Source organism: Delftia sp. BGA-UO-ETr-SB1 (assembly GCF_059567865.1).
In genome coordinates, this window is the sequence record NZ_JCAQOW010000004.1 from 1386980 (window position 1) to 1409393 (window position 22414).

The 22414-nt window shown below is 66.8% G+C and carries 19 protein-coding genes; 11 read left to right on the plus strand and 8 right to left on the minus strand.

Annotation, left to right across the window (positions count from 1 at the left end; genetic code table 11):
* Positions 1-145 precede the first annotated feature (145 nt).
* From AC57B5_RS06855 to AC57B5_RS06865, 3 genes are all read left to right on the plus strand, one after another.
* The gene (locus AC57B5_RS06855) at positions 146-1153 is read left to right on the plus strand and encodes a diacylglycerol/lipid kinase family protein (RefSeq protein WP_065346982.1); all 1008 of its coding nucleotides are present in this window, start codon (positions 146-148) and stop codon (positions 1151-1153) included.
* A 22-nt stretch (positions 1154-1175) separates the two neighbouring features.
* Entirely contained in the window at positions 1176-1991 is an 816-nt protein-coding gene (locus AC57B5_RS06860; protein WP_065346981.1) for a metallophosphoesterase family protein, read from the plus strand.
* A gap of 184 nt (positions 1992-2175) precedes the next feature.
* A complete protein-coding gene (locus AC57B5_RS06865) occupies positions 2176-2544 on the plus strand; it encodes a response regulator (RefSeq protein WP_012205652.1) in 369 nt (122 codons plus the stop codon).
* Between the two features lie 35 nt (positions 2545-2579).
* Here the strand turns inward: AC57B5_RS06865 and AC57B5_RS06870 are convergent, their stop codons facing one another.
* The 4 genes from AC57B5_RS06870 to AC57B5_RS06885 are packed head-to-tail and all read right to left on the minus strand — an operon-like array spanning position 2580 to position 8788.
* On the minus strand, positions 2580-3710 hold the full coding sequence (locus AC57B5_RS06870; RefSeq protein ID WP_175403284.1) for a hybrid sensor histidine kinase/response regulator: 1131 nt from the start codon (positions 3708-3710) through the stop codon (positions 2580-2582).
* Positions 3711-3758: 48 nt separating this feature from the next.
* Positions 3759-4373, minus strand: coding sequence for a chemotaxis protein CheB (locus AC57B5_RS06875; protein WP_034393833.1), 615 nt, complete (start codon positions 4371-4373; stop codon positions 3759-3761).
* On the minus strand, positions 4373-5212 hold the full coding sequence (locus AC57B5_RS06880) for a CheR family methyltransferase (RefSeq protein WP_012205655.1): 840 nt from the start codon (positions 5210-5212) through the stop codon (positions 4373-4375). Before AC57B5_RS06880 ends, AC57B5_RS06875 begins: the two co-directional genes overlap by 1 nt.
* A 39-nt stretch (positions 5213-5251) precedes the next feature.
* Positions 5252-8788, minus strand: a complete 3537-nt coding sequence (locus tag AC57B5_RS06885) for a response regulator (protein WP_496399100.1) — start codon at positions 8786-8788, stop codon at positions 5252-5254.
* A gap of 217 nt (positions 8789-9005) precedes the next feature.
* Between AC57B5_RS06885 and AC57B5_RS06890 the strand changes: the two genes are divergently transcribed.
* Both AC57B5_RS06890 and AC57B5_RS06895 read left to right on the plus strand, forming a co-directional pair.
* Positions 9006-9395 carry a hypothetical protein gene (locus AC57B5_RS06890; RefSeq protein WP_013802375.1) on the plus strand — a complete coding sequence of 130 codons (390 nt, stop codon included), beginning with the start codon at positions 9006-9008 and terminating at the stop codon, positions 9393-9395.
* A 106-nt stretch (positions 9396-9501) separates the two neighbouring features.
* Positions 9502-9909: a hypothetical protein gene (locus AC57B5_RS06895; RefSeq protein WP_496399101.1), complete on the plus strand. Its 408-nt coding sequence runs from the start codon at positions 9502-9504 to the stop codon at positions 9907-9909.
* A gap of 46 nt (positions 9910-9955) precedes the next feature.
* Here AC57B5_RS06895 and AC57B5_RS06900 read toward each other — a convergent pair whose 3' ends face one another.
* The 4 genes from AC57B5_RS06900 to AC57B5_RS06915 all read right to left on the minus strand — a co-directional run bounded on the left by AC57B5_RS06900 (position 9956) and on the right by AC57B5_RS06915 (position 14873).
* A complete protein-coding gene (locus AC57B5_RS06900) occupies positions 9956-11743 on the minus strand; it encodes a methyl-accepting chemotaxis protein (protein ID WP_496399102.1) in 1788 nt (595 codons plus the stop codon).
* A gap of 41 nt (positions 11744-11784) precedes the next feature.
* Positions 11785-12615, minus strand: a complete 831-nt coding sequence (fliD, locus tag AC57B5_RS06905; RefSeq protein WP_496399103.1) for a flagellar filament capping protein FliD — start codon at positions 12613-12615, stop codon at positions 11785-11787.
* 223 nt (positions 12616-12838) lie between these two features.
* A complete protein-coding gene (locus AC57B5_RS06910; protein WP_013802371.1) occupies positions 12839-13576 on the minus strand; it encodes a GntR family transcriptional regulator in 738 nt (245 codons plus the stop codon).
* An 814-nt stretch (positions 13577-14390) separates the two neighbouring features.
* On the minus strand, positions 14391-14873 hold the full coding sequence (locus AC57B5_RS06915; RefSeq protein WP_013802370.1) for an Hcp family type VI secretion system effector: 483 nt from the start codon (positions 14871-14873) through the stop codon (positions 14391-14393).
* Between the two features lie 615 nt (positions 14874-15488).
* Here AC57B5_RS06915 and AC57B5_RS06920 point away from each other — a divergent pair.
* From AC57B5_RS06920 to tssJ, 6 genes are read left to right on the plus strand one after another with little or no spacing between them, the layout of a single operon-like run.
* A complete protein-coding gene (locus AC57B5_RS06920) occupies positions 15489-17573 on the plus strand; it encodes a serine/threonine protein kinase (protein ID WP_496399104.1) in 2085 nt (694 codons plus the stop codon).
* A gap of 9 nt (positions 17574-17582) precedes the next feature.
* The gene (locus AC57B5_RS06925) at positions 17583-18371 is read left to right on the plus strand and encodes a PEGA domain-containing protein (protein ID WP_063326055.1); all 789 of its coding nucleotides are present in this window, start codon (positions 17583-17585) and stop codon (positions 18369-18371) included.
* Between the two features lie 8 nt (positions 18372-18379).
* Positions 18380-18868 carry a TssQ family T6SS-associated lipoprotein gene (locus tag AC57B5_RS06930; protein WP_224986306.1) on the plus strand — a complete coding sequence of 163 codons (489 nt, stop codon included), beginning with the start codon at positions 18380-18382 and terminating at the stop codon, positions 18866-18868.
* Between the two features lie 42 nt (positions 18869-18910).
* On the plus strand, positions 18911-21007 hold the full coding sequence (tagH, locus tag AC57B5_RS06935; protein ID WP_496399105.1) for a type VI secretion system-associated FHA domain protein TagH: 2097 nt from the start codon (positions 18911-18913) through the stop codon (positions 21005-21007).
* The gene (locus tag AC57B5_RS06940; protein WP_013802366.1) at positions 21004-21792 is read left to right on the plus strand and encodes a PP2C family protein-serine/threonine phosphatase; all 789 of its coding nucleotides are present in this window, start codon (positions 21004-21006) and stop codon (positions 21790-21792) included. Before tagH ends, AC57B5_RS06940 begins: the two co-directional genes overlap by 4 nt.
* 19 nt (positions 21793-21811) lie before the next feature.
* The gene (tssJ, locus tag AC57B5_RS06945; protein WP_012205668.1) at positions 21812-22411 is read left to right on the plus strand and encodes a type VI secretion system lipoprotein TssJ; all 600 of its coding nucleotides are present in this window, start codon (positions 21812-21814) and stop codon (positions 22409-22411) included.
* The last annotated feature ends 3 nt before the right edge of the window (positions 22412-22414 follow it).

Here is a 22414-nt window from a genome sequence, read left to right on the forward strand (position 1 = left end):
ACGCTGACGATCCGCTGGTGAGCCGCTGCTGCCTTGTGGTGCCCTGCCTGTCGGCTTTGGCTGACGTGTGCCGCTTGCATGATCCGGTGCACATGCAGCTGCAATCCACGAAACAATCGGCGCCTGTTCCAGCCTCCCGCCTTCCATGACGCCCACCTATTCCGAGAGCCAGCCGCCCCCGCCCCGTCTGGACCCCGCCGGCCCCATCCACCTGATCGTGCCCCTGCGCCCAGGCGCCGACCTGGAACAGCTGCGCGCCCGCCTCACCAGCGTGCCCGCGCTGCAGCAGCGCAGCGTGCAGTGGCATGTGCCTGGCGCACGCGCCGACATCGTGCACCTGGCCGCCCGCGCCGTGGACAGGGCCAGCCAGGATGGCGGCCTGGTCGTGGCCGCCGGCGGTGACGGCACCATCAATGCGGTGGCCGCCGCAGCCTGGGCGCAGGGCGTGCCCATGGGCGTGGTTCCGCTGGGCACCTTCAACTACTTCGCCCGCGAGCAGGCGCTGTCGCTGGACCCCGCCCAGGCCGTGCAGGACATTCTTCAGGCATTGCAGGCCGGCCAGATGCGGCCCGTGAACGTGGGCCTGGTCAACGAACGGCTGTTCCTGGTGAACGCCAGCCTGGGCCTGTACCCGCGCCTGCTGGACGAACGCGAGCGCGCGTCCACACGCTTTGGCCGCACGCGGCTGGTGGCCATTGCGGCCTCCATCTGGAGCATTCTTCGCGGTGGCAGCGCACGCCGCTGGCGCATCGCCCTGCGCTCCGACCGCCAGGCGCCGCTGCAGCAGCAGGAGCACCTGGCCAGCACACTGTTCGTGGGCAACAACCCGATGCAGCTGGAGCGCGTGGGCATTGCCGAAGCCCGCGCCGTGGCCGACGGCCAGCACCTGGCCGCCGTGCTGCTGCTGCCGCAGGCCAGCGAGGCCCCGGCGCGCGTGGTCTGGAATGCCGTGTTGGGACGGCTGGCGCAGGACGATGCGGTGGCCAGCCTGGCCTGCACCGAGCTGGTGGCGGAGCCCGCAGGCCGGCGCCCGCGGCGCCTGAAGGTGGCCTTTGATGGCGAGCGCGAATGGATGGCGCCGCCCATTCGTTTTCGCCTGGGCGAGAAGCCGCTGTGGCTGGTCGTGCCGGGCGAGGCCGGGCCCTCCTCCTGATCTCAAGGGACAAGGAACGCCCATGGCTTTGCTCATGCATATGTCGGACCTGCATTTCGGCGCCCACGATCCGGCCGTGTGCGCCGCCGCGGCAAGACTGGCCGCACGTCTGCCCGTGGCGCTGCTGGTGGTCTCCGGCGACCTGACCCAGCGTGCCACGGCCGCACAGTTTGCCCAGGCGCGCGAGTTTCTCGATGCCCTTCCCGTACCGCGCCGCCTGGTCGTGCCGGGCAACCACGATCTGCCGTTGCTTGCCTGGTGGGAGCGGCTGGGCGGCCATGCCCATGATCGCTACGCCCGCTGGATCAGTGCCGACCTGCAGCCCTGGTGCGCAGAGCAGGGCTTTTGCGTGATTGGCGTGGACACCACGCGCTGGTGGCGCCACCAGCGCGGCAGCCTGTCGGCCAGCCAGATCCGGCAGGTGGCCCAAAGGCTGGCGCAGGCCAGCCCCGGCGACTGGCGCATTGTGGTCAGCCACCACCCGCTGGCAGCCGCCCATGCCCAGGACCGCAGCCACCGCCCGCACCGCGCGGCAACGGCCCTGGCGGCCTGGCGCGACGCCGGAGCGCAGTTGGTGCTGTCAGGCCATGGACATGACCCCGGCCTGGTCCAGCCGCTGCCGGGGCTGTGGGCGGCGCAGGCGGGCACTGCGGTATCGCTGCGGCTGCGCGCGCATGCTCCCAACAGCCTGTTCACGCTGGAGCAGCAGGAGGACTCGGCTGGACAGGGCCCGGCCTGGCGCCGCGAGCTCACGCGCTGGGACTATTCACGGCAGGCGGATGAATTCCTGCCCGTTCAAAAGCATGTTCTGGACCCGCCGCAGGCCTCCACCCGCTGAACGCGCGCAAGCCTTGCTCTGGCGTTCTTCGTTGTATTGCACAATCCACAACCTCGGCTCCACGCAGGCGGCGGCAGAAAAGTTTGCATGCTGTCCTACGCGATGGCCGCCCGAGGGTGTGGATGATCAGCCCTCGTCAATGCTGCTTTTTTGATAGCAGCATGATGCACTGCAACAAAGAGATATGCGAATCCTGTACGTTGAAGACAATGCCGACCTGCGCGAAACCATTGGCCTGCTGATGGAGAGCGAATCACGCTTCGTGACCAGTTGCGCCACCGCCGAGCAGGCCTTGGAACTGGATGCGGCCCAGCCTTTCGACGTGGTGGTTTCCGATGTCAGCCTGCCTGGCCTGTCAGGCACCGACCTGGCGCGGCAGCTGCTGGAGGCCGATGCGCAGCGCTGGATCATCCTGTGCTCCGGCTACGACCTGGGCCCCTACCCCACGGCCTGGGGCCCCCATGTGCGGACCCTGCTCAAGCCCTTCGAAATCGAGGACCTGGAGACGCTGCTGGACTCCATCCAGGAAGCGCTCGGCAACCCTGCCCACTGAAGCGTTCGCGCTTTCGCGCCCCCCGGCTCCCGCCGTCACAGCGCGGCCTTGGAGCCTCCCGCCACCGCCTCGCGCGGCAATTCCACCCTGAAGCTGGTCACTCCGTCGGCGGAGCGCACATCGATGCGCCCGCCATGCGAACGCACGATCTGGTGCGCAATGAACAGCCCCAGGCCCAGTCCCTGGTGCTGGCCGGGCCGGCGTTCACCACCGCGAAACGGGTTGAACAGCGTGGGCAGCAGTTCCGCGGGAATGGTGCCGCCGTTGCGCACCGTGATGGACACGCGATCGTCCTGGCGGCCATCGGCCGTCACCTGCACCGGCTGCGCGGGATCTCCGTGGTGCATGGCATTGCCCAGCAGGTTGGTCAGCACCTGGCACAGGCGTTCGCCATCCCAGATGCCTTCCAGATTGCCCAGCATCTCGCTTTCCAGGCGCCGCTCCGGGAAGCCCGTCTCCACCTCCTGCAGCGTGCGCTGCAGCAACGTCTGCAGGCTGGCCGGCTGAGGCGACAGCGGCAGGCCTTCTGCCTGGCGGATGCGGGTCACGTCCAGCAGATCCTCGATCATGCGCGACATGCGCTGGCTGCTGCTGAGCATGCGCTCGGCCATGTTGGCCACCTTGCCGGGATCGGGCTGGCGCGTGAGCACGGTGGCCGCCGCCTTGATGGACTGCAGCGGCGTGCGCAGGTCGTGGCTGAGCACGGCCATGAACATCTCGTTAATGCGCAGCGCCTCGGTGCGCTCCTGCAGCTGCTGGGCCAGCGCCTGCTTGCGCTGGTGCAGCTCGAAGAACACGTTGGCCTTGGTGGTCAGCATGTGCGGGTCGATGGGCTTGTACAGAAAGTCCACGGCGCCGCTTTCATAGCCGCGGAATTGCCAGTTGTGCTCGCGCGAGCCGGCCGTCATGAAGATGAGCGGGATGTGGCGCGTGCGCTCGCTGCCGCGTATCAGTTCGGCCAGCTCGAAGCCGTTCATCTCGGGCATCTGCACGTCCAGCAGGGCCAGCGCCACATCGCCATGGTCGAGCAAAAGCTCCAGCGCCTCGGGGCCGGAATGCGCCTTGAGGAACTCGATGCCGTCGCGCTGCAGCAGCGCTTCGATGGCGATCAGATTCTCGGCAATGTCATCGACGATCAGGCATTTGACGCGATCTGTTTGGGACATGGATTCTCTCTCGGTATTTTGTCTGGTGGGAGCGCGCTGAATGGACATTCAAAGCCTCCCCTGGCCGTGCAGCGATGCGATGAGCGCGGCAATGCCCTGCGGCGCCAGCACCTGGGCCTGTGGCACGCGGGCCAGGGCCGCCCGCGGCATGGTCTGCATTGCGGCACTGTCTGGCGACTGCACCACCGCCAGGCCGCCGGCCGCGTGCACGCTGGCCATGCCCTGGGCGCCATCCTCGTTGGCGCCGGACAGCAGCACGGCCAGCAGGCGCTCGCCATAGCAGTCGGCAGCCGACTCGAACAGCACATCGATCGAGGGCCGCGAAAAATGCCAGGGCGCATCCAGCGACAGCGCCAGCCTGGGCCCGCTGTCCACCAGCAGGTGGTAGTCGGCCGGCGCAAAGTACAGGCAGCCCGGCTCCAGCCACTGCTGGTCCTGCACCTCGCGCACCGGCAGGGCGCAGCGCGGCCCGAAAAGCTGGCCCAGCAGGCTGCGCCGGTCGCGCGGCAGGTGCAGTACCACCAGCACCGAAGCGCGCAGGCTGGCGGGCAGCGTGGGCAGCACCACGGACAGCGCATCAAGCGCGCCGGCCGAGCCGCCGATCACGATGGCCTCGTAGGCTGTGGCGGCGTCCGAGGCGGGTGTGTTCGTGGTCGCGGGCATCACAGCCCGGCCCTCTTGCGGTAGATGCGGTCTTCGAGCACGAAGTCCTCGAAGGCCTCCGAATGCCCTGAAAACCGCAGCGACTCCTTGGAGCCCAGGCCCAGGAACCCGCGATGGCACAGCGCATCGCGGAACAGGCCCAGCGCCCGGTCCTGCAGCTCGCGCTCGAAATAGATCAGCACGTTGCGGCAGGACACCAGGTGCATCTCGGCGAACACGCTGTCGGTGGCCAGGCTGTGGTCGGAGAACACCATGTGCTCGCGCAGCCCCTTGTCGAAGACCACACGGCCATAGCGCGCCGTGTAGTAGTGCGACAGCGAGCTGTGCCCGCCCGAGCGCGCATGGTTGTCGGTGAAGGCCGCCACGCGCGCCATGTCGAACACGCCCTGCTCTGCCGCCTTCAGCGCATGGGGATTGATGTCGGTGGCGTAGATCAGGGTGCGGTCCAGCAGGCCCTCTTCATGCAGCAGGATGGCCAGCGAATACACCTCTTCGCCCGCGCTGCAGCCGGCCACCCAGACCTTGAGCGAGGGATAGGTGCGCAGCAGCGGCACGACCTCGGTGCGCAGCGAGCGGAAGTAGGTCGGGTCGCGGAACATGTCGCTGACCTGGACCGTGAGGTACTCGAGCAGGGCCGGGAACACGCTTGTATCGTGCAGCACACGGTCCTGCAGCTGCGACAGCGTCTTGCAGTCGAACTGCACCAGGGCCGACTGCAGGCGCCGCTTGAGCGAGGCCTGGGCGTAGCCCCGGAAGTCGTAGTGGTAGCGGTGGTAGATGGCATCGATCAGCAGGCGCTGCTCGATGTCGGCGGTGCGGGCTTTTTTCAGCTGAGGCATCGCGTCCTCCTATTCAGCTGCGGCATCGCGTCCTCCTTGCTACTTGGGCATCCACACCCGCACCAGCGACAGCAGCTTCTCCACGTCCAGCGGCTTGGCGATGTAGTCGTTGGCACCGGCGGCCAGGCATTTCTCCTGGTCGTCCTTCATGGCCTTGGCGGTCAGGGCGATGATGGGCAGGCGGCGCCATTGCGGGCGGTTGCGGATCTCGCGCATGGCGGTGTAGCCGTCCATCTCGGGCATCATGATGTCCATCAGGACCAGGTCGATGCCGGCCTGCGCCGTGCCCCGCGCTTCCAGGGTTTCCAGCGCCTCGCGCCCGTTGCGCGCGATCTCCACGCGGATGCCCGTGGGCTCCAGGATGCTGGACAGCGCGAACACATTGCGCACATCGTCCTCCACCACCAGCACCGTGCGCCCTTCCAGCGCCGACTCGCGGCTGCGCGCCACCTGCAACATCTGGCGGTGCTCGGCCGACAGCTCGGACTCCACCTGGTGCAGGAACAGCGTGACCTCGTCGAGCAGGCGCTCGGGCGAGCGCGCGTCCTTGATGATGATGGACTTGGAAAAGCGCCGCAGCTGCTGCTCTTCATCGCGCGAGAGCGCGCGGCCCGTGTAGACGATGACAGGCGGGAAGGAAACATCGTCCTGGTCCGTCATGCGCTGCAGCAGCTCGTAGCCGCTGATGTCGGGCAGGTTCAGGTCCATCACCATGCAGTCGAAGGTGGCGCCGCGCAGATGCTCCAGTGCCGCCGCCGCCGTGCCCGCGCAGACGATGTCCACGTCGCTGCGGCTGAGCAGGTGGCGCACGCTCTCGCGCTGGCGCTCGTCGTCCTCCACCACCAGCACGCGGCGCAGGTCCTGGGTGAACTTGGCCTCCAGCCGCTTCAGGGCATGGACCAGTTCCTCGCGCTTGACGGGCTTGAGCGCGTAGCCCACGGCGCCGCGTCCCATGGCCTCCTGCGAATAGTCGGCCACCGAGACCACGTGCACGGGAATGTGGCGCGTGACGGGGTTGCGTTTGAGCTGGTCCAGCACGCCCAGGCCCGAGAAATCGGGCAGGTTGATGTCCAGCACGATGGCGTTGGGCTGGTTGCTTGCCGCCATGGCCAGGCCGTCGGACGCGGTGTTGGCCACATCGCATTCGAAATCCATCTCGCGCGCGAGCTCGGAAAGAATGTCGGCAAAGCGCAGATCGTCCTCGATGACGAGGATGCGGCGCCCGCTCTGCCCGCTCTTTCGCAGGGCATTCGCGGCGGACGAAGTAGGCAACATCGGCGCAGACATGGCTGGCGACATGGCCGGCGCGAACGCGGGCGCAGCCGGCGCGACATGGGCCGAGGCGACGGCGGGCACGGACGCGGGCGATGACACCGGCACCTGCGTCTGTGTCTGCGCATTCGCCAGCGATTCCCGCGCCGGGCGGGGCAGCGGCGCGGCAGCCAAGGCCTGGCCAGGCTCCACCAGCTCCAGGATCACAGGCACGGTCAGCGTGAACACGCTGCCCTGCCCCGGCGTGCTGGAGACGGTCAGCGTGCCGCCCAGCAGCCCGGCAAGATCACGTGAGATCGACAGGCCCAGGCCCGTTCCGCCGAACTTGCGATGCGTGCTGCCGTCCGCCTGGCGGAAGGCATCGAAGATGAATTGCTGCTGCTGCTCGGCAATGCCGATGCCGGTATCGCGCACGGCAAACGCCAGCATGCCCCCGGGCACGCGGGACACCTGCAGGTCGACCGAGCCCTTGGCCGTGAACTTGAGCGCGTTGGACAGCAGGTTCTTGAGCACCTGGGCCAGCCGCATGGGGTCGGTCTGCATGGAGGCCGGCACGCCGGGGTCCACCGTCCATGCCAGCTCCAGGCCTTTTTCGCGGGCGATGGGGCGCAGCGGCTCCATCAGCGCCTGCAAGGCGGTGGCGATGGTCATGGGCTCCACCAGGACGCTGACCTGGCCGGCCTCGATCTTGGACAGGTCCAGAATGTCGTTGATCAGCGCCAGCAGGTCGCTGCCCGCCGCATGAATGGTCTGTGCGTACTTGACCTGATCGGCCTGCAGGTTGCCGGGCTTGTTGTCGGCCAGCAGCTTGGCGAGGATCAGCGTGGAGTTCAGCGGCGTGCGCAGCTCGTGGCTCATATTGGCCAGGAACTCGCTCTTGTACTGGCTGGCCAGCTCCAGCTCGTGCGCCTTGTCGGTCAGCGCACCCTGGGCGCGCAGCAGTTGCTCGCGCTGGTACTCCAGCTGCTGGGTCTGCTCCTCCAGATGGGCATTGGTCTGCTCCAGCTCGCTTTGCTGGTGCTCCATCTGCGTCTGCGACTCCTGCAGGATGCGGCTTTGCTGCTCCAGCTCCTCGTTGCTCACGCGCAGCTCTTCCTGCTGGGCCTGCAGCTCTTCCGACTGGCGGCGCGTTTCTTCCAGCAAGGTCTCAAGGCGCGAACGGTCCAGGCCCGAGCGGATGGCCACGGCCAGCATTTCGGACGCCCGCTCCAGCAGGCTGCGCTCTGCCTCGCTCACCCCGCGCAGAAAGCCCAGTTCGATGACGGCGAACACTTCGCCGTTCTCCATGGCGGGCGCCACCATCAGCTGCAACGGGCTGGACTGGCCGGTGCCCGAGGAAATCGGCAGATGCTGCGCGGGCACGTCCCTGACATGCAGCAGCTTGCGCGAGGCGACCGCCTGGCCCGCCAGGCCCTCGCCGGGCAGCAGCTTGTGCTGCAGGCGCTCGCGCGGCAAGGCATAGCCGCCGAACAGGCGCAGACCGCCGTCGGCGCAGTCCACCACATAGCCGGCGCCCACCTCGGCGCGCAGGTAGGTGGCCAGGTATTCCAGTGCCTTCTGGCCCAGGTCTTCCAGCCGGCGGTCGCCCTGCAACTGCTGGCCCAGGCCGGACAGACCGGACGTCACCCACGACTGGCGCGCCTTGACGCGGTACTCGCGCACCGTCAGCGCGGCCGATGCCAGGATCAGGCCCAGCAAGATGAGGGAGCCGCCCCAGGAGTAGTACGTCGAGGTGGTGGAGGCCTCCACCCACAGCTGGCGGCGCTGCTCCAGCTCACGGGTCTGGCGGGTGTAGAGATCATCGATCAGCTCGCGCAGCCGGTCCATGGCGTTCTTGCCCACGTCCAGGCGCACCAGGGCCATGGCGGCGTCCAGGTCGCCGGCCTTGCGCAAGTCTATGGTTTCCTGCAGCTCGCGCAGCTTCTGGGTCGAGATGTCCTCGATCTGGTCCAGCAGCCGGTGCTGGACGGAGTCGCTGGACGTGCGCGCCTTGAGCGCTTCCAGCTGCTTTTGCAGCACATCGCGCGCCTGCTGGTAGGGCTGCAGATAGGCCTGGTCACCCGTCAGCAGAAAGCCCCGCTGCCCGGTTTCGGCATCCTTGAGCGAGGCATTGAGCTGGCTGAGCTGGCGCATGGCCAGCGTCGTGCGGTCCATGGCATTCACGGCCTGGCCCCGCGCCTCGGACGCCCGGAAATTGACGAAGGCGATGACCAGGGTGGCCAGGGCCGCTGCACCAAAGCCTGCAACAAGCGTCCATGGAATGGCAAAGCGCTGGGTGGTCTGGTGGCTGGAAGATCGTGGCATGCAGTGGAATTTCTGGCGGAAATGGACGAAGGAATCCGCCAGGGACTGTAACGGTTTTGCGCGGCCCTCGGCAGCACTCGACCACACTCGGCCGCAGTCCGCGCTGGTTTCAGCAGTGCGCGACGCACGGCGCCACCACGGCAGCCGTTAACATGGCCCGATACCTTCCTTCCGACATCCCGCTGCGGTCGTCGGCCCACACTCCAGGAACCATTGCATGAAAACCTTTGCCCTCACCGTCGCATCGCTGGCCGCCGCCGCCTCGCTGGTGTCCACCAGCGCCAATGCCGCAGCGTTGATCTTCCTCAACGACACCATCGCCGCACGCATTCCCGCCAGGGACCTGCCCGACGCAAAGGCCGCCGTGGCCAAGGTGCTCAACGAGGCCGCCGACGGCTCCGTGACCGAATGGACCAGCCGCCCGAACCGTACCAACCAGCGCGTGACGATGGCCTTGCAGCCGCAGCAGACCGTGCAGACCGGCTCGGCCGGAAGCTGCCGCCTGCTGTCGGCCGACGTGCGCCTGAAAAAGACCTCGGAAAACTGGCGTTTCTGGTTCTGCAAGCAGTCAGATGGATCGTGGAAGGCCAGCGGCAGCCAGCCCTGAGCAAGGATTGCGGTGGCCTGTCACCGGGAATCCGGCATGGACCTACGCCACCAGTCCTGGACACATGGGAGCATGTCGGCCGGAAGATCGACATCGGAGAACAACCATGCCCCATGAATTTGTGCAGGCCACGACACTCGCCAGACGGCTGGCCCTGGGCGTCGCCGCAACCTCTTTGCTGACGCTGGCCGCCTGCTCGGGCGAGGCCTCGTCAACGCGCGCGGGATTTCCCATGGCCGAAGTGCCGCGCTTCAACCAGCCCCCGCCGGACAAGCCCCTGCTGGGCCAGCCCGTGATCATGGCCGAGCAGGTCATGCCCCATGCCAAGGGGGATCCGCACGAGCCCTTGCCGCCAGCCGCGCCCCTGCCCGCCAAGGCATCGGAGCCCGCAAGCGGCGCAGGAGCCACGAACAAGGAAGATGCCGGCGGCGTGAACCCTGCCGCTGGCCAGGCCGCCGCCATCTCCGATGGCCAGGGCGAGGGCTCCAAGTACCAACTGGGCGCCCCCAAGTAGCTGAACTCGGCCAAACCCGGCAGAACTCAACCGTAGCCGGACGGACTCAGAACGAAGTCCAGTCCCCGTCGTCATTGCCCTTGGCCGCCACGGTCTGCCTGGCGGCAGGCAGCTTTGCGGCGGGCGCTGGGGCGGCAGATGCGCTGCGTGGGGCAGTAGCGGGTGCTGTGCCAGCAGCGGCGGCGAACGCGGCCAGCGATCGGGCCGCAGGACGCATGGGCGCTGCCGCAGAAGGCGCGCGCGCGGCAGGTACTGAAGACGAAGCTGCTCCTGTGCCTGCACGGGCAGGCGCCACGCCGTCGATACGGAACACACTCACAGCGGCCGCCAGCTGATTCACCTGGGATTTGAGCGAGCCGGTCGCAGCTGCTGCTTCCTCGACCAGCGCGGCATTCTGCTGGGTCACCGTGTCCATTTGCGAAATCGCCTGGTGCACCTGGTTGATGCCGCTGCTTTGCTCCTGGCTGGCGGCCGTGATCTCGGCCACCAGGTCGCTGACCTGCTGCACGCTTTGCACGATGCCGTCCATGGTGCGACCGGCCTCTGCCACCTGGCGCGTGCCCGCGTCCACCTTGGACACGGAGTCTGCAATCAGGTCCTTGATGTCCTTGGCTGCCGAGGCGCTGCGCTGGGCCAGCGCACGCACCTCGCCCGCCACCACGGCAAAGCCACGGCCCTGCTCGCCGGCACGTGCCGCTTCCACGGCAGCGTTCAGCGCCAGGATGTTGGTCTGGAAGGCAATGGAGTCGATGACGCCGATGATGTCGGCGATCTTGCGGCTGGACTCGCTGATGCCGCCCATGGTGTCCACCACGCCCGCCACCACCTTGCCGCCCTGCACCGCAGTCTGCGATGCCGAAGCGGCCAGCTGATTGGCCTGGCGAGCGTTCTCGGCGTTCTGCTTGACCGTGCTGGTCAGCTCCTCCATGGCGGCAGCCGTCTGCTCCAGCGAGCTGGCCTGCTGCTCGGTGCGCGAGGACAGGTCCTGGTTGCCCGCATCGATCTCGCCCGAAGCCGTGGCGATGCTGTCGGCACCCGAGCGCACCTGCCCCACGACCTGGGCCAGGTTGTCGTTCATCTGGCGCAGCGCCTGCAGCAACTGGCCGGTTTCGTCGCGCGAATCAACGGTGATGCGGCTGGTCAGGTCGTTGTTGGCCACGGTGCGCGCCACGCGCAGGGCTTCGGCCAGCGGCACGGTGATGCCGCGCGTGATCCACCATGCGGCCAGCGCGCCCAGCACCACCGCCAGGGACACCACGGCGATGATGGTGGCGCGGCTGGCAGAAAAGCGCACCTGCACTTCACCGGCGGAGCTGTCTATGGCGGCGCGCTGCATGTCCAGCAGGCGCTGCACGATCTCTATATAGCGCTGCGTGGCGGGCTGGTACTCCTGGGTGAACAGGCGCTCGGCATCTTCTGCACGGCCTTCGGCCTTGGCCTTGGTCACCACGTCGCGACCCGCCAGGTAGCCGGCGCGCGCCTTCTTGATCTCGACCCAGATGTCCTTTTCTTCCTGCGTCTGCAGCAGCGGCTCGATGCGGTCCTGCAGCTTGCCCGACTGGCGCGAGGACTCGGCCGCGTCTTCCGCAAAGAAGGTGGCCAGCGAAGGATCGCTGCTCTTGGCAATGGCCGTGGTCCGGCGCGAGCCCGAGTGGATGTTGCGGAACCAGTCGCTGATCATCCGCTCCTTGGCCAGGGCCACCTCGGTGATTTCCGTGGTCGAGCGGGCCATGTGCCCCATGCTGACGATGCTGGTGACACTGATCAACAGCATGATCAGCAAAAGAATGGTGAAGCCGCCTCCGAGACGGAGGCCGATGCGTAGGTTTTTCATGTTTTCCGGGAGCAGGATGCAGGGCGGGGATGGTGCTGAAATCAGTTCTTGAGGTAGGCGTCCAGCACCATGCGGTTCCAGTTGGCCGAACCGACCAGGGAATCGCCCAGCTTCTCGGCCGTGGCAACCACCGCACTTTGCTGCTGCTGCAGTGTCTTGACCCGGTCACCCAGACTGGCCATGGACGAGCTGAGGCGGCTGCCCGTGGACAGCGCAGAGTTGGCGCTGCTCTCCACCGCCTTGCCAATGCCGGCCAGGGCCGAGGTCACGCCGGCGGCATCGGCGGCCATGGACTTTTCCAGGGCCTTGGCATCCACCGCCAGCGTGCCGTCCTGGCGCTGGACGATGCCGAGCTTGCCCAGGCTGGGCGCGGTCGCGCTGCCCGTGACACTCATGATGGCCGAGCGCAGCTCGCGCAGGGCACGGGTGGCACCCACATCGGTGGAAGAACCGGCCGCCGCGCTCACGCTGCCCTTGGCGACGCTGGAGTTGTAGCGCGCCACCAGCTTTTCCAGCGCGCCTTGCACCGACTGGGTGGTGCTGGTGGCCGAGAGCGCGGCCACATCCTTGCCCGCCGAGGCCAGGTCCACCAGGGATGATTTGAACTGCCCCAACGCCGACAGCGAGGTCGATCCCGCCTGGGCCTGGGCCGCAATGCGCTCGTGCGCCTTGGTCAGCGACGGTGCCAGCTTGCGGACCTTCTCCGCTTCGGTGGTCTCCGTCTTGGTGCTGTCCGTCTTGGTGGCGCTGGTCTCCTCAGCGCTCTTCTTGCCGGCCGAATCCGAAGCCGCCTGCGTCGTGCTGCTGTTGAGCTTGGATTGGGCGCGGGCCAGCAGGCTTTGCACGTTCAGGTTGTCGGTTCTGATGCTCATGTTCTCTTCCCTGTGAGTTGGCAGATGGCGCGGGCGCGAGGCCCGTCCACGGTTTGGCAGGAAGACTACCGGGACGCCGCCGCAGCGATGCGGGGAAAAGCAGGCCCCTTGCCCACGACTTGCAGGCTTTGCTGCGCCGGAACGGATGTCCGCCGCCTTCCCGCAGCGGCCCGACCATGAAAAAGGGCCTCCGAAGAGGCCCTCCAGCAACACATTGCGGCCCTCAGGCCATCTGCGTCAGGGCGCCATAGCGCTCGCGCGCCGTTTGCAGCATGTAGAACGTGATGCGCTTGACCTCGGCCCGGCTGTCGGCGATGTGCTCCCTCAGGCAGGACTGGGCCCGCGCCGCATCGCCAGCCTCGATGGCCGCGAGGATGGCGGCATGGTCGTCATAGGTAGCCGAGACCCGCGGCAGTTTGATGACATCCAGGCGCCGGATGATGCGGATGCGCTCGGTGATGTCCAGGTGGATGCGCGCCATCTCCTGGTTGCCGGTCGCGGCCACCAGGCCGGTATGGAAGGCCTCGTCCAGCGAGGCCACCACGGCGGGGTCGGTCTCGCGCTGCTCCTCGGGCACGCACCAGACTTCGCGCAACGGCTGCAATGACTTCAGCGATTCGCCCACCAGGCTGGCCACGGCGCTGGTCTCCATCAGGGTTCGCACCTCATAGAGATCCTCGAAGTACTTGAAGTCGAAGGCCTTGATCTGCCACCCGCTCTTGAAATGCACATCGACATAGCCATCGCGCTGCAACCAGAACAGCGCCTGGCGCACGGGCGTGCGGCTGACCTGCATGCGCGTGGCGATTTCGCCCTCGCTGAAGCGGTCGCCGGGCAGCAGGCGGAAGTCGAAGATGTCGTTCTTCAGGCAAGCATAGATCTGCGCGGCCAGCGAGTGCGCGCTGCTTGCAGGCCCCTGGCGCGTCTCGCACACGGGCGGGGAGGCAACCGCGATGCTCATGCGACTGCCATGCCGGTTGGAGAACACCGCCCCTGCCGTTGGCGACAGCCAAGGCCAGCCAGGACCCGGCTCAAGGCGGTGGAAAAGTGCGAAGCCATGCCTTCGGCACCGTGCAGATTTGCGGCCGGTGACAGGGTATACGCCGATTGCTGCTGCAATCTCTCTGACGGATTTGCACGCCGGCAATGGGCAATGGTCCATTCACGCATTTAGTACTCTTTCTTGTACACAAGTTGGCAGTGGAATTTATTAAAGAAACGAATTGCGTTTTAATAATTGGACCGGCAAAAATATTCTCGACAACGTCCGATGTTCGTGTATGCTCCGCCACTCGCCGTAGTACGGGCCAAACGCACCACAACGGTTCGCAGGCCCCGGCACCAGGCATTCAATGTGCCTGAGCAATAGACACAGGAACCCACGCGCGGTAATCCTGCGCATATCCACGGCAATCCATTTTTATCAGAAATTTTCTGCACATTGATAGTGCAGCGAGCAAGTCGATTCTCCATGCCCGTGGCCATGGGTTTTTGTGTTTGTCAAAGATTGACAAGCCTAACGACATTCAGCTTTTGACAGGAATGGAAAGCTGGCCCAGGTCAAAAAAATGACACAAAAACCAGCCAGGCACGCGGTTACCCACGCGACCTCAAGGCACGTCTCTCCGATATTCCCCCAACAGCCTGATTTCGGCTTTCCATACTGAAAAGCCTCCATCGATAGATGGAGGCCATATTCCCGCACGTCCACGGCAACACCCGCGCCAGACGCGTCCGACGCGGGTTGCCGCAGCAGCACAGCTGCGGGAGGAAGCTCAGGCTTCGCGGTTTTCCTTGATGTTGAAGCCCATCTGGCTCTCGGCGCCCTTGCCGCCCTGGTTGGTCTGTTCCCAGTACTGGGTCTTGACCTTGGCAGCCTGGAACGAGTAGTTCACGGTCACGGTGTCAGAGGAGTTGGCGCCGCTGACGGTCACGTTCGTCACCATGACGTCGGTCAGGGTGATCTTGGTGAACTCGATCTGCGAGCCGCCGGCCTTGCACAGCGAGATGTCGACCTGGCCCAGGTGCTTGCCCGTGGCGCAGTGCTTGAGCACGGCGGGGTAGCACTTGTCCACCTTGGCGATGACGTTCAGGTCATGGAAGCTCACCTTGCCGGCGCCGGCGCCGCCGCCGCTGGACATGGTGTTGGGCTGGGTAGCACCCCAGGTGAAGGAGTCGATGTCGGTCCAGCCCTTGTGGTTGGAATCCTGGGACTCGCCACTGGCGCCCTCGACCTTCATGAACATATCAACGGACATTGCACACCTCTCGAACTAATGGATTAAACGTTCGCATGCAACCCAATAGCCTGATTGCATCGGATAGTTCACACGCGAACAAAGGGGAAACCACTCTCGGGTAGAGCGCACGAAACCGATTCACTTAACACGTGATTCAGATCAGTGCGGCGCATACCCTGGATGGTCAAGGAATGTATTGACAATCGCCTGCAATCCTCACTGTCGTGAACCGCCCTCCTTTGTTGGAGCCGCGATGATAGTGGATAAGGCCGGCAAAATACAAACAATTGAGCAGACTGAATTGTTACGGCGGATACATCTGAAAAAAAATGTATCCACCTCATATCCATTCGATTCGTGTCATGGCTTTTTGCGGAACTCAAGCTACACTCACGCCGCATTCGGAGTCCGATTGAAATACGATCTTGTATTCATGACGAATCCATGACGCTCGTCTTTGGCCCCTGGCTTCAGACAATAGGCTGATTGAGGAAAACCAACGGTTTACAGAGACAGATTGCCGGTGTGATGCCGGCTTTCTCCTTGTCCAATGGCCTCGAACAGGTTCGGCACCCTGGCTGCGCGACAGACATCGCCCGCCAGGGTGTGAAACAACATCTTGGGTGGGATTGCATGGATAGCGAAGCAGCATGTTCGACCAACTGCCTTCCGGCAGGTGTCCAGATTGGCGAATACCGCGTGCTCGATGTCATCGGCGAAGGCGGTTTCGGCATCGTCTACAAGGCCCGTGACCTCTCGCTGGACCGCGAGGTCGCGATCAAGGAGTACATGCCTTCGGCCCTGGCCGGGCGGCAAAGCTCCCATCAGGTGCATGTGCGCTCGCAGCACCGTGGCGCGTTTGACGCCGGGCTGCGCAGCTTCATCAACGAGGCCCGCCTGCTGGCGCGCTTCTCGCACCCCACCCTGGTGCATGTCTACCGATTCTTCGAAGCCGGCGGCACGGCCTACATGGTGATGCGCCACTACGAGGGCCAGACGCTGGGCCGCGTGCTGCAGGCATCGTCGGGCCGCATCGACCAGGCCCAGCTCAGCACCCTGCTGGCTCCGTTGCTCGATGTGCTCGAGGTCCTGCATGCACAGGACTGCTTCCACCGCGATATCGCGCCGGACAACATCTTCGTGCAGCGCGATGGCAGCCCCGTGCTGCTGGATTTCGGCGCCGCGCGCCGCATCATCGGCGACATGACCCAGGCGCTGACCATGGTGCTCAAGCCCGGTTTTGCGCCCATCGAGCAGTACGTGGACGACGGCGCCATGCCCCAGGGCGCGTGGACGGACATCTACCAGGTCGGCGCCCTCATTCACCAGGCCGCCACCGGCCGCACTCCTGCCACCTCGGTGGCGCGCATGGTCACGGACCCCATGCAGCCGCTGACTTCCGAGCAGGTTCCCGGCTACTCCGACGCCTTCCTGCAGGGCATGCAAAAAGCCCTGGCCGTGCGCCCGCAGGACCGGCCCCAGTCGATTGCCGAACTGCGCAGCCTGCTGGGCCTGTCTGCCGAAAACCGGGCGGCGCCTGCGCCTGTGGAGCCCAGCCCCAGCCCCATCTACATCCCGATCACGACGCCTGCGGCCGTTCAGGCCGCCATGGCCAGTGAGTCGGCATCCGCGCAGGCACCCCGGTTCCTGCCGATCACGGAAACCTACGTTCCCGCACCCACCCCGCAGGTTGCGCCCGTGGCGACGGTCATGCCGGTGGCACCTGTGGCACCTGTGCTGCCCGTGCCGCCTGTTGCAACGGTTCCACCCGTGGCCCCGGCATCGCCGGCCCCCAGCACACCTGCCGCCATGGCCACGCCTCAGATGGCATCCCCATCTGCGCCCCAGGCCTCTGCAGCCGACCCGATGGGCCTGGGCAACGGGCCGTTCATCGACATCGACCAGGCACTGCCAGGCATGCCGGCGCCTCAGGCTACGGTTCAGGCTCCGGCTTCAGCACCGGCACCCGTTCCCGAGCAGCCCGCCGCAGCGCCGGCCGTCCAGGCCAAGCCTGCGGCTGCCCGGCCTCCAGCTGCGGGGGCCCAGGCTGCGCCCAAGGCCAGGCGCAGCAGCATGGCCGTACCGTTGGCCATCGGCGCCCTGGTGCTGGCTGCCATCGCGGGCGGCGGCGTGCTGTGGTACGACCATTCCCAGGACCAGGCACGCGCCAAGACCCTGGCAGCACGCGACAGCCTGGCCTGGCAGCAGGCGCAAAGCCAGTCCAGCCTGGCCCGCCTGCAGGACTACCTGGACAGCTTCCCCGAAGGACAGCACCGCACCGAGGCCCAGGCGCTGCTCAAGCAATTGCTCAACGAGGCCTCGCTGGCCTCCACGGAGCAGGTGCAGCCGATGACCGCGCCCGAGCAGCAGGCCGCGTTGCCCGAGATTGCCCCCTCGCAGCCCGAGCAAAGCCCGCCCGTCGTCCCCGTCACGGTGGCCACCGGGTCCGAGCCGTTGCCCACCGAGCCGCCCAAGACCGAAGCCCGCCCCGTCAAGCCCGCAGCGGCCACGGGCAAGGTGGTGTTCCGGGTCGTGCCCTGGGGCTATGTCTCCGTGAACCGCGCCCCGGCACGGACCAGCCCGCCGCTGACCCAGATGGAGCTTCCAGAGGGCGAGTACCGCATCGACATCAGCAACCCGGGTGCGGCCTCCACGGTGACCAAGACCATCACGGTCACCAAGGGCGAGTCGGTGACCGTGAACCATCTTTTCGAATGAGCGCGGCCCATGGCTCGACTGATGAACCACCGCTGGCGATGGATGCTGTGCACTGCAGTGCTCGGCCTGCCCTGCCTGGCGCATTCCCAGGCGGCATGCGAAGAGGCAGCGCCGGCCCAAACCGGCTCGGCAGGACGCCCGCAGCTGGCGCAGGGCATTGCGCTGTTCGAGGCGCGCGACCTGGCCCAGGCCGAGCGTGCGCTGCAAGCTGCGCTGTTTGGCGGGCTGGCCGATCCCATGGAGCGGGCCTCCGCCCACAAGTACCTGGCCTACACCTATTGCACGCACAAGGAATGGGCGCGCTGCGAGGCGGCCTTCGACTCCGCGTTCTCCGCACACCCGGGCTTTGCACTGCAAGCCTACGAAACCACGGGTACGCCGTGGCGGGACGCCTACAGCCGCGCCCAGGACCGCTGGATCCAGCGCTGCCCTTCCGCGCAGCGGCTGCGCACGGCGCCTGCGGCACCCACCGCCGGTGGCTTTGCACTGAACAGCCGCGTGATCACCTCGATCACCGCCCTGACACCCGGCCTTGCTCCAGCGCGCTCCGCCGCGCTGGCCGCACGGTCTGAGACGCCACGGACAGATCACAACCTGCGCCTGAGGGTCAGCCCCTGGGCCAACGTGCTGATCAACGGCAAGCCGTCCGGCGTCACCCCTCCCGTCGTGCTGCTCAAGCTGGCGCCAGGCTCCCACACGGTGGAGCTGCGCAATCCCGGCTTCGAGAGCTATCGGCAGGTGATCCGCATCACCGACGGCCAGTCGGTGACCCTTTCCCATGACTTTGATGCCCGCTGACCATGTCCATGACCCTGAATATTCCTCACTCCATCCAGCGCCTGACCCTTGCCCTGGCCGTTGCCTTCGGCCTGGCCGCGTGTGAAACCGCGCCCAAGCCCGTGGAGCCCGAGCCGGCCCCGACCGTGGTCCAGCCTCCGGAGCCCGTCAAGCCCGTGGACCCCGTGGTGATCAAGGAGCAGGAGCTGGTCGAAGCCATCCAGCTCTATGTGGACGGCCGCTATGAGGACGCCATCACGGCGCTGACGCCCCTGTCCACCGCGCAGGAACTGCCCATGAGCAGCCAGGTCAAGGCGCTGAAGTACATCGCCTTCAGCCACTGCGTGGAAGGCCGCCGCAAGCCCTGCCGCCAGCACTTCGACATGGCCCTGGCCCTGGACCCCACCTTCCAGCTGACCGAGGCCGAAAAGGGCCATCCCATCTGGGGCCGGGAGTTCAACAACGCCCGTGCCGCGCTGCGCAACAAGCGCCCTGCGCCCGCGCGCAAAGCCTCCTGAGGCATCCCGACGCTTCCTGAAAACTGCCTAGCCTAAGACTCCATGGACAAAATCGAACTCAGGGTCGTGGACCACGATGGCGTTCCGGTCGATCGCCACTGGCATGCCGTATTCGGCATGGCCGGCGGCACGATCGGACGCAGTGGCCAGAACAAGCTCATCATCTCGGACCCGGACGCTTCCGTCGCGCGCGTGCACGCCATGGTCAGGCTGGATTCCGAGGGAGCCTTTGTTGCGAACCTGAGCGAGCGTGATCCCATCTGGGTGGCAGAGCAGCCCGTGCGTTCGGGCCAGGAAGTGGGCCTGCCCCTGGGCGCGCGCATCCGTATCGGCGCCTACACCCTGGCCGCCGTGGCGCCGGGCACGCCTTTCGAGGCACCGCCTTCGGCTGCAATGCAAAACGCGCAAGCCACACAAGCCGCGCAAGCAACACAGGCAGCGGCCCCACCCGCCACAACCGCCCCGCAGCCCCAGATCGTCCCGCCTCCCGTCGCCGCCCAGCCCCCGCTGCCGGAAGCAACGCCGCTGGCAGAGGCAGCGCCGCTGGCAGACGTATTGCCTGCCGCCGCCCCCGGCATCGCCGATCCCTGGGAAGGCCTGACGGCACTGAGCCTGGATGCCATCCAGACCCCTGCCGTGCCTTCGATCGAGAGCGCCATCCCGCCCGAGCAGGCTGCACTGGCCATGCCGCAGCCCGCCAAGCCGCAGCATCGCCCCCTGCTGATCCCCAACGATTTCGACCCCTTTGCTCCGCCGCCCCAGCAGGCTCGGCAGCAGGAGGAAGGCTGGGCCGGCCTGCCATCGCAAGGCACGGGCGAGCTGATACAGCAGCGCCATGACGGCATGGTCCACACCCTGCCGCTTAAGGGCCTGAGCACCGAGGCCTTGCATGATGCCTCTCATACAGGCCTGCCTTCGTGCTTCGAGCAATCCCAAAAGCTCGACCCGCTTGCGCTGTTCGACCAGGGCGGCATGCCCCCCGATGCGCAGCCGCTGCAGCAGGCCTCGGGCCGGGGCTCCGAACTGGGCCAGGCCTTCAATCTGCCGCGCATGCAATCGCATGCACAGCCCGCAGAGCCGGCGCTACCGCAGGAGGCGGCAGCACCGGCCCAGCCCGCACTCCCGCCTGTGATCGATACCGTGATTCCTGCAGTGCAGGAGCAGCTGCCTATACAGGTGGAGGCACGGGCACAGGTACAGACGAAGGTACAGACTCAGGCACAGGACATCCCGGTTGCCGCGCCTGCCCCGGCGCCCGTGCCCCAGATCCCCGCCGAGCCGGCCGCGCTGGACGGTCTGCTGCCCACCAATGGACTGGATCTGGACCTCTTCAAGTCCGGTCTTGCCCATGTTGCGCCCGTCGCCAGGGCTGCCGTTGCCGCTGCCTCGGCTCCCCCCCTTGACGCAGGCATCAACGTCAATATCCCCGCGGCCTCCAGCATCCTCGGCCAGGGCGACGCCGCCATCCCCATCGGCGCCCTGCCCTCCACCGCCGCGCCCGTCGATATTCCCGTGCAGCCCCAGCCGGCCGCCAGCGCCGATCTGCAGGCACTGGCCGCAGCCTTCATGGAGGGCGCAGGCCTCAACCCGGCCAAGACCCATTTCGAGGTCACACCGGAATTCATGCGCACTTTCGGCGAAGCCCTGCGCATTGCCGTGCAGGGAACCATCGACCTGCTGGCCGCGCGCTCCGAGATCAAGCGCGAGTTCCGCGCCGGCGTGACCATCATTGCCACGGGGGCCAACAACCCGCTCAAGTTCCTGCCCAATTCCGAGGGCGTGCTCATGCAGATGGTCCACCAGACCTTCCCGGGCTTCATGAAGCCGCTGCCTGCCATGCAGGACGCCTTCCAGGACCTGCATGTGCACCAGCTGGCCCTGATGGCCGGCATCCGCGCCGCCTATGCCGAGGCCCTGACCCGGTTCGATCCGACCGAGCTGGAGCGCCGCACAGAAACCAATCCCGGCCTGCTGGACAAGCTGTTGACCAATGGCCGCAAGGCCGCGCTGTGGGACGACTACAAGCACAACTTCGACGTGCTGCGCCGCCATGCCGAGGACGACCTGATGGCCTTCTCGGGCCGCACCTTCGTCGAGGCCTACGAAAACGCCGAGCAGTCCGTGAAAGGCCAGCCGTGATCGCCTACCTCGACGGAGACGGCCACCGCTACAGCATCCAGGTGGCCAGCGCATCCCACAGCGGCAGGCGCTCCAGCAACGAAGACGCCATGGGCCTGATGGACCTGGGCGCCGGCGGCCTGTGCTGCACGCTGGCCGATGGCGCAGGCGGGCATGGGCATGGCGAACTCGCCGCCCAGCTCACCGTGCAGGCCGTGGTGGATGGCTTCCGGCAGAACCCGCTGTTCGCCCCCGCCAGCCTGGCCTCCCTGATTTCCCAGGCGGAGCACCGCGTCAGCGGCCAGCAGTCCACCTCGGTCTCTCGCATGCACATGAGCGCCACCGTGGTGGTGCTGTGCATCGATCCCGAGCAGGGCCGGGCCCTGTGGGCGCACTGGGGCGACTCGCGCCTGTACTGGTTCCGCGCGGGCCGCATGCACCTGCGCACCGAAGACCACAGCCTGGTGCAGCAGCTGCTGCACGCCGGCCTGTACGAGGAGAACGACCCGCGCCGCCTGCCCAACCGCAACGTGCTGGCCGGCGCCATTGGCGCCGAGGGCCAGGTGCCGCCCAGCATCCGCGCCGACGCCGTGGCCCTGGAGGCCGGCGATGTCTTCCTGCTGTGCTCGGACGGCCTGTGGGAAGGCATGCACGAGTCGGAAATGGAGCAGTTGCTGGCCGCCAGCCAACGCCCCGACGAATGGATACAGCGCATGGTCGGCCGCGTCGTATCCAGCGGCAATCCGCACCAGGACAACCTCAGCGCGCTGACGGTGTGGATCTGCCCGCGTGAAACCAATGACTGACATCGAGACAGGAGAAGCCATGTGGAGATCACAGGAACCGCAGGGATCGCAGGGGCGCCGGCAGGCGCTGCAAACGCTGGGCGCCTTGGGCCTGGGCACGGCCGTGGTGACCGGCCTGGCCGGCTGCGGCTCCCTCAACCCCCTGAGCCGCGCGCCCGAAGTGGCGCCCACAGCCGTTCCCACCGCCATATTCGAAGTGGTGGCGGACATGGACATCAACCCGGACCGTGAAGGCATTCCCAAGCCCGTGCTGCTGCGCATCTACGAGCTGCGCGCCTCCGCCGCCTTCGACCGCGCCGGCTTCTTCGACCTGCAGGACAAGGACGACGGCCAGCTGGGCAGCGACTTCGTGCGGCGCGAGGAATTCCTGGTCGCGCCCGGCCAGCGCCAGGTGATTGAGCGCAAGGGCAACCCCGATGTGCGCGCCTTCGGCCTGTTCGCCGCCTACCGCGATCTGGAGCGCAGCACCTGGCGCGCCTCGGCCGTCGCGCCCAACTCCGTGGAGCTGCGCAGGCGCTGGTGGGGCATGGGCTCCACCGAAAAGCTGCAGCCCGTGCGCTACCAGGTGCACCTGACCCGCGAAGAGGTCACCGTCCGCATTCAACCCGCATCCCAATAAACG